The following is a 7,186-nucleotide window of genomic DNA, read 5'->3' on the forward strand; positions in this document are numbered from 1 at the left end:
TTGCTCGGAGCTTCCTTAACGGAATGCTATTAACGAAATGGCGGCTCGTCGAAGCTGCGCAGTTTGCGCGAGTGCAGCGAGTTCAGCTCGGTGCGCAGCAGGTCCAGCGCGGCGATACCGATCTTCAGGTGCTGGCTGACCGCACGTTCGTAGAACGCATTGGCCGAACCCGGCAGCTTGATTTCACTGTGCAACGGCTTGTCGGATACGCACAGCAACGTGCCGTAAGGCACCCGCAGGCGATAACCCTGAGCGGCGATGGTGCCACTTTCCATGTCGACCGCCACGGCACGCGACAGGTTGATCAATGGACGTTCCTGAGCCCAGCGCAGCTCCCAGTTACGGTCGTCATAGGTCAACACCGTGCCGGTGCGCAGGCGCTTCTTGAGCTCTTCGCCGCGTTCGCCGGTGATCTGCGCCGCCGATTCCTGTAAGGCCAGTTGCACTTCGGCGAGCGCCGGAATCGGGATATGCGGCGGCAACACGCGGTCGAGAATGCCGTCGCGACGCATATAGGCGTGGGCCAGTACGTAATCGCCGATGGTCTGCGACTGACGCAGGCCGCCGCAGTGACCAATCATCAGCCAGCAATGCGGACGCAGGACTGCCAGGTGATCGGTGATGTTCTTGGCGTTGGACGGGCCGACGCCGATGTTGACCAGTGTCACGCCATGGCCGTCTTCGGCGATCAGATGGTAGGCCGGCATCTGATAGCGGTGCCAGACCACGCTGGCGACGATGGCCTGGGCTTCATCCAGGCTCATGCTCTTGTCGACCACCACATTGCCCGGTAGAACCATACGCACGAAACGCGGGTCTTCGCGGAGTTTTTCCAGCCCGTGCAGGATGAACTGGTCGACATAGCGGTGGTAGTTGGTCAGCAGAATCCACGGCTGCACATGACGCCAGTCGCTGCCGGTGTAATGCACCAGACGGCGCAACGAGAAATCCACCCGTGCAGCGTCGAACAGCGCCAATGGCAGCGGGTCGACATTGGCCCAGTCATAAAGGCCGTCGGCAATACCATCGGTGGCAGCCGACAGGTCGGTGCTGGGGAATACCCGCGCCAGCGCCGCTGCGGTAACACCAGTGCCGGCCAGCTCATCGCCCTGCTCGACCACGTAAGGATAAGGAATGCTCTGCTCGCTCATGCCGACTTCAACCGTCACGGTGAAATCTTTCATCAGCGGGACAAGTTGTTCGAGCAGGTACTTCTTGAAGGCCTTGGGCTGCGTGACGGTAACGCTGTAAGTACCCGGCAACTGCACCTTGGCGTAGGCACGAGTGGTTACCGGCACTTCGCCCTTGCATTGGTAGACCAGGCGCAGTTCCGGGTAGCTGAATTGCGCTCGCTCCTCGGCAGTGGGCTCGACGCGGTCTTTCAAATAGCGCTTGAGCGCCTGGCTCAGCGCGCTGGTCGCGCGCTCATGCAGCTCGGCGAGCCGCTCTACGGCCTGCTCGGCGGTGTCGACAACAACAAAGGCTTGGGTCACGATTCATGTCCTGTCTGATCTTGCAGACGTGCATCGTAACGGGTTCGCGTGCTCATGCCACCTGTGGCGAGGACCTGAGCAGCAATGTTTCGACATCGACACCACGCGGCAATGTGCCATACACCCGCCCGCCAGAGGCTATTCGCCCCGCGATAAAGCCATCGCTGACAGCGGCATTGCCCGCTTCCAGCAATAGCTTGCCCTGCAAGGCGACGGCAATGTTCTCGGTCAGTTGGCGGGCGCGGTACTGAATATCGCTCGTGTCCTGAAACGCACCTTTCAATGCAGCTATATGCGCCGCCAGATGCCGATCGCCGTGCCCGTCGCCCAGTTCGTCGAACAGCGCATCCAGCGCGCCTGGTTCTTTGGACAGGGTTCGCAGCACATCCAGGCATTGCACATTGCCCGAGCCTTCCCACGTGGAGTTGACCGGGGCTTCGCGGTAAAGCCGGGGCAGAATGCTTTCCTCAACATAACCGGCACCGCCCAGGCATTCGGCGGCTTCGTTGATCATGGCCGGAGCCCGCTTGCAGATCCAGTATTTACCCACTGCCGTGACCAGACGGACAAAGCGTTTTTCGTGATCATCATCGAGATGGTCCAGCGCACGGCCCATGCGCAGGGTCAGGGCCAGCGCAGCCTCGCTTTCCAGCGCCAGGTCCGCCATAACGTTCTGCATCAACGGTTGCTCGGCCAGCAGCCGGCCGCTGACCGCACGATGCGCGCAATGATGCGCGGCCTGCGTCAGCGCCTGACGCATCAAGGCACTGGAGCCAATCATGCAGTCGAAACGGGTCATGGCGACCATTTCAATGATGGTCGGTACGCCGCGCCCTTCATCACCGATCATCCACGCCAACGCGCCGCGAAACTCGACTTCGCTCGATGCGTTGGACCAGTTGCCGAGCTTGTTTTTCAGGCGCTGGATATAGAACTCGTTGCGGGTGTCGTCCGGTCGGTGGCGCGGCAGCAGAAAACAGCTGAGGCCCTTATCGGTCTGCGCCAGGGTCAGAAACGCGTCGCACATCGGTGCCGAGCAGAACCACTTGTGTCCGACCAGCTCATAAGCCTGGCCAGGGCCACCTGCGCCTACCGGGAACGCGCGCGTGGTGTTGGCGCGCACGTCGGTGCCGCCCTGTTTTTCGGTCATGGCCATGCCGATGGTTGCGCCACGCTTGTGCGCAATGCCCACGTTACGTGGGTCGTACTCAGTCGACAGCACCTTGGGCAGCCATATTTCAGCCAGATCCGGTTGCAGCCTGAGCGCAGGAACACTGGCGAACGTCATGGTCAGCGGGCAGCCGCTGCCCGGTTCTGCCTGCGTATGCAGATAGCTCATGGCAGCGCGCGCCACATGAGCACCGGGTTGCGGATCGGTCCATGGCAACGACGGGATGCCATGCTCGATGGCCGTGCTCATCAACTGATGATACGCCGGGTGAAATTCGATCAGATCGATGCGGTGCCCGTAACGGTCATGGCTGGCGAATGCAGGCTTGTTCTGATTGGCCAGAAAGCCCGCCTCCATCAGCGGGCCGCCTGCCAGCGCACCGTAAGCGTCGATACGCGGTTGCGCCCAGCCCGCACCGAAGCGGCTGCTCCACTCCTGAAGCGGCACGTCGATACGGTAGAGGTTCGCCCCGTCCAGCGGTGGCGGTTGATTGGTGACTTCGTGGGTTTCGGCGAATTGATTCAGGTTCATGAGTCATCTCCTGCCTGTGTGCACGCGCAACATGCAGACAGTGAATCACGCGCCCGACACTTGCAAAAGTGCCGTAGCCGCCGAAATCTCGGCGCTTTTACCTGATGCGCGTATCAAATGACGCTTTATATACCCCACTGAGCCTTGAGTTCTGGGGCTCTGCGCACTGCGCCCGGTACAACCATCAGCATCGGGACATTCAAGGTAAAGCAACTGCCCTTGCCTGGCTCGGAACGATGACTCAGCTCGCCACCCTGCAACTCGACCAGTTTCCGGCAAATCGCCAGACCGATGCCCAGCCCGCCGTATTCGCGGGTCATGGAGCCGTCGACCTGAAAGAAGTGTTGATACAGTTGGGCTTCGTCCAGTCGGCTGAAACCGATGCCGCTGTCCATCACTTCAACCCGCAGGTACATGCGCTCCAGATCCTGCGGGTGCCCGCTGAAGCGCACTTGCACCGCGCCCTTACGGGTGAATTTGATCGCGTTGTCCACCAGGCACTCGATGCACTGGTAGAGCTTGTCGATGTCGCCACGCAGGTAAGGCGGCAGCTTATCGTCCAGATCGAGCGTCAAAATCAGCCCCTTGGACTGAGCCGTGCCCAGGAAGCGATTGCGTAGCCTGTCGGTGAGGTCTTCGGGCGAAAAGGCATTGCAGTCGGCATACAGCACTCCGGCCTGAAGTTCGGTGAGGGTCAGAATGCCGTTGATCATGCTCATCATGTCCCGCGCGGAACTGGCAGCCGTTTGCTGATACATCTCCAGCTCGTCATCCATATCGAGTGTCTGCATCACTTCCAGCGAGCCGATCACGCCGTTCATCGGCGTGCGCAGCTCATGGGTAAGCGTGGCAAGGAACTCATCTTTCAGCCGGTTGCTGTTGGCCAGTTGCTGGTTGAGACGCTCCAGATCCTGACCTGCCGCCAGCAGCGTTCGCGCCTGCTGGCACCGGGCATGGTTGATACGGTCGGCAAGCGCCATGGAAAGGAATGCCATTTCCAGCACCGTGCCGATGTGCGAGGCGTACATGGTCAGGAAGGTGTTGGGCAAATAGCCCAGCAGCATCAGCCCGAAGATCAACCCGCTGACCATGAAGACAGACCAGGCCAGCACAAAATAGCGCCCTACCCGCTCGCCTTTCATGATGGCGACAATGCCCGCCAGGTAGATCGTCACGGCCCCTGTCATGACCAGTTGAGTGGCCCCGCGCAGGGCTGGCCCGTAACCCAGGAACAAGGCCATGCCCATCACCAGCACAGCAGCGCCGATGACTATCAGCAGCAAGCGGTCCAGCCAGCGCGCCAACTGTGCGGTGCCCAGAAAACTGCGCGAAAACTGGCACGCGAACAGCGTGGCCAGCGCCATCAGAAAGGGCGTCGACGCATTTGCCCACCAGGGGCTGTCGGGCCACAGGTATTCAATTGCGACGCCGTTGATCGACATCTGGTAAAGCCCGAACGAGGCGACGTACAGCAGGTAGTACAGGTAATCCACCTCACGGACGCTGAGGTAGATGAACAGGTTGTAGACCAGCATGCCCAGCAGCACGCCGTAGATCAGCCCGAAGACGTAAACCTTGGTGGGCTGCGCCTCGAGGTAGGCGTGAGTAGACCAGAGATTGAGCGGAGCCTGAACCGACCCTTCGCTGCGTATGCGCATATACAGGGTTCGCGTCTGACCCGCTGGCAGGTCCAGCTGGAAAAGGTAGTTGTTCTGAGCGAACTGACGGCTGGAGAACGGCAACATGTCGCCGGTCTGCCAGACCCGCCCGGGATTCCCGTCGGCATCCGGGACATAGAAATCAACGTGGTCCATTGGCGGATAGGCCAGTTCCAGCAACCAGTCGTTATGGATGCTGGCTTCTATCGGGCGATAGGTCAGCTCGACTTTCAGCCAGAAGGCGGAACGCGAATACCCGGCGTTGAAGGTCCCGGCAGGCACGGACCGAAAGGCACCGGCGTGAGCGGCGGCGCTGACGCTTTCAATGGTCGCATCGCCGGTCGGGTCTTCGAATACCTGAATGGCACGACCCAACGGCAGAAAACGAGTGTTTTCATCAAACTCGACTGCATGACTCTGCAACGGCAGCCAAAGAGCCAGAATGATCAACAGATAGCGCATTGAAGCCCCAAGGTAGGTCGTCGCGTTCAATCCATCCATTGATTACGACGTCCCGCAATTTTCTGTCCTTGAAACAGGCTAATGATTCAAACAGACCATTGAACGTTGGGATGACCTGGCTGGCATCGGTATAAAAAACGATGCAAACCGTCGGTAATCGGTCTGACCACACAAGCATAGCCGCTAATAGCGTAAAGACAGTATCGCGATAAAAATCAAGGCAATAGCTCTACATCGGCTATTTCAGGCCAAACATGAGTATTTTTTGCAGGTTTGTCGAATCTGCGACAGTCGCCGACGGACCATCACCAGCAAGAAAAACCTGGCACCCCGAGCGGCCCGCGAAAGGTTTAGTGATAAGCTCGCGCACCATGAATATCTATAGCTCCCGCCCCGTTGTCCTTTGCCTCTCCGGCCACGACCCTAGTGGCGGTGCCGGTATGCAGGCCGATATAGAAGCCCTGCTCGCCCAGGGCTGTCACGCCGCTCCGGCGATTACTGCGCTCACCGTGCAAGACACTGTAGATGTCAGTGATTTTCGCGTGCTCGATCGCGAATGGGTCATGGCACAGGCCAATGCCGTCCTCAACGATTCGAACGTAGCCGCCGTCAAGCTGGGCATGCTCGGTTCGCTGGAGATGGTCGACACGGTCGTCGACCTGCTCCTTGCTCACCCGCATTTGCCAATGGTCTGCGACCCGGTGCTGCGTGCTGGCGGCGGCGGACGGCTGGGCAAGGATGAAGTCGGCTACGCCATGCGCGAACGGCTGCTGCCCTTGTCGACCATCGCCACACCAAATCTTCCGGAAGCACGCATTCTTGCCGAGCTGCCTGAGGGTACTGCGGACGAGTGCGCCGACAAGCTACTGCTGTTTTGTGAATACCTGTTAATCACTGGCGGTCATGGTGACGAACAGCAAATCCATAATCGTCTTTATGTGCGTGGCGGCCAGACCCACACTTTCATTTGCGAACGCCTGCCCGGCAGCTACCACGGTTCAGGCTGCACACTGGCCAGCGCACTGGCCGGGCGTATTGCCCAGGGAGAAGAACTGGTCAGCGCGGTAAGATCGGCGCTGGACTACACCTGGCGAACGCTCAGGGACGCCGAACAGCTGGGCCGCGGGCAATTTGTGCCTCGTCGGCTGCCGCTGGATTTTTGCTCGTAACACATCGCCATGAGGCTCGATTCATGAAACTACGTGGCCTGTATGCCATTACCGACAGCCAGTTGCTGTCCGGCAAATTTCTCTCGTACGTCGAAGCTGCGCTGGATGGCGGCGTGACGCTGCTGCAATACCGCGACAAGACCAGTGACGAGTCCCGCCGTCTGCGCGAAGCGACCGAGCTGCTCAAACTCTGCGAACGCTACAAGACGCGGCTGATCATCAACGACGACGCCGAACTGGCGGCGCGTCTGGGCGTCGGTGTGCATTTGGGCCAGACCGACGGCTCGTTGCCGGATGCGCGTGCCCTGCTGGGGCACAAGGCGATTGTCGGTGCCACCTGTCACGGCAGTCTGGAACTGGCCGAGCAGGCAAAGGCTGATGGCGCGACGTACGTAGCATTTGGCAGGTTCTTCAACTCCCTGACCAAGCCCGGCGCCCCTGCAGTACCGCTGGACCTGATTGCTCAGGTGCGTGCCAGGGTTCACTTGCCGATTGCCGTGATCGGCGGCATCACCCTGGAGAACGCCCCGCAACTGGTCGAACATGGAGCAGATTTGCTCGCTGTGGTACACGGCCTGTTCGGCGCTGAAAACGCCCAGGAAGTCACTCGCCGGGCAAAAGCCTTCATGGCGTTGTTGTAAAGCAGAATTGCTGTGGGAGTGACCGGGGCGGCGATCCGCATTGCTCGCGAAGGCGATGGCT

The 7,186-nt window shown here is 60.1% G+C and carries 5 protein-coding genes; 2 read left to right on the plus strand and 3 right to left on the minus strand.

The genetic code is table 11. The annotated features are described in order from the left end of the window. Positions 1–29: 29 nt before the first annotated feature. From amn to ALO64_RS16675, 3 genes are all read right to left on the minus strand, one after another. Complete coding sequence (gene amn / locus ALO64_RS16665; RefSeq protein WP_002555307.1) at positions 30–1,493, minus strand: AMP nucleosidase; 1,464 nt, start codon at positions 1,491–1,493, stop codon at positions 30–32. A 52-nt stretch (positions 1,494–1,545) separates the two neighbouring features. Then, entirely contained in the window at positions 1,546–3,195 is a 1,650-nt protein-coding gene (locus ALO64_RS16670) for an acyl-CoA dehydrogenase family protein (RefSeq protein WP_044344261.1), read from the minus strand. Positions 3,196–3,320: 125 nt separating this feature from the next. Then, positions 3,321–5,315, minus strand: coding sequence for a sensor histidine kinase (locus tag ALO64_RS16675; RefSeq protein ID WP_044344260.1), 1,995 nt, complete (start codon positions 5,313–5,315; stop codon positions 3,321–3,323). 371 nt (positions 5,316–5,686) lie between these two features. On the opposite strand from ALO64_RS16675, the gene ALO64_RS16680 reads away from it, so the two are divergent. Both ALO64_RS16680 and thiE read left to right on the plus strand, forming a co-directional pair. Then, a complete protein-coding gene (locus tag ALO64_RS16680) occupies positions 5,687–6,484 on the plus strand; it encodes a hydroxymethylpyrimidine/phosphomethylpyrimidine kinase (RefSeq protein ID WP_010193235.1) in 798 nt (265 codons plus the stop codon). 23 nt (positions 6,485–6,507) lie between these two features. Further along, positions 6,508–7,125 (plus strand): thiamine phosphate synthase, encoded by a 618-nt coding sequence (thiE, locus tag ALO64_RS16685; protein WP_002555311.1) that lies wholly within the window; start codon positions 6,508–6,510, stop codon positions 7,123–7,125. Positions 7,126–7,186: the final 61 nt, after the last annotated feature.

The sequence above is a fragment of the Pseudomonas meliae genome (genome assembly GCF_001400515.1).
In the GTDB taxonomy this organism is placed as follows: domain Bacteria; phylum Pseudomonadota; class Gammaproteobacteria; order Pseudomonadales; family Pseudomonadaceae; genus Aquipseudomonas; species Aquipseudomonas amygdali.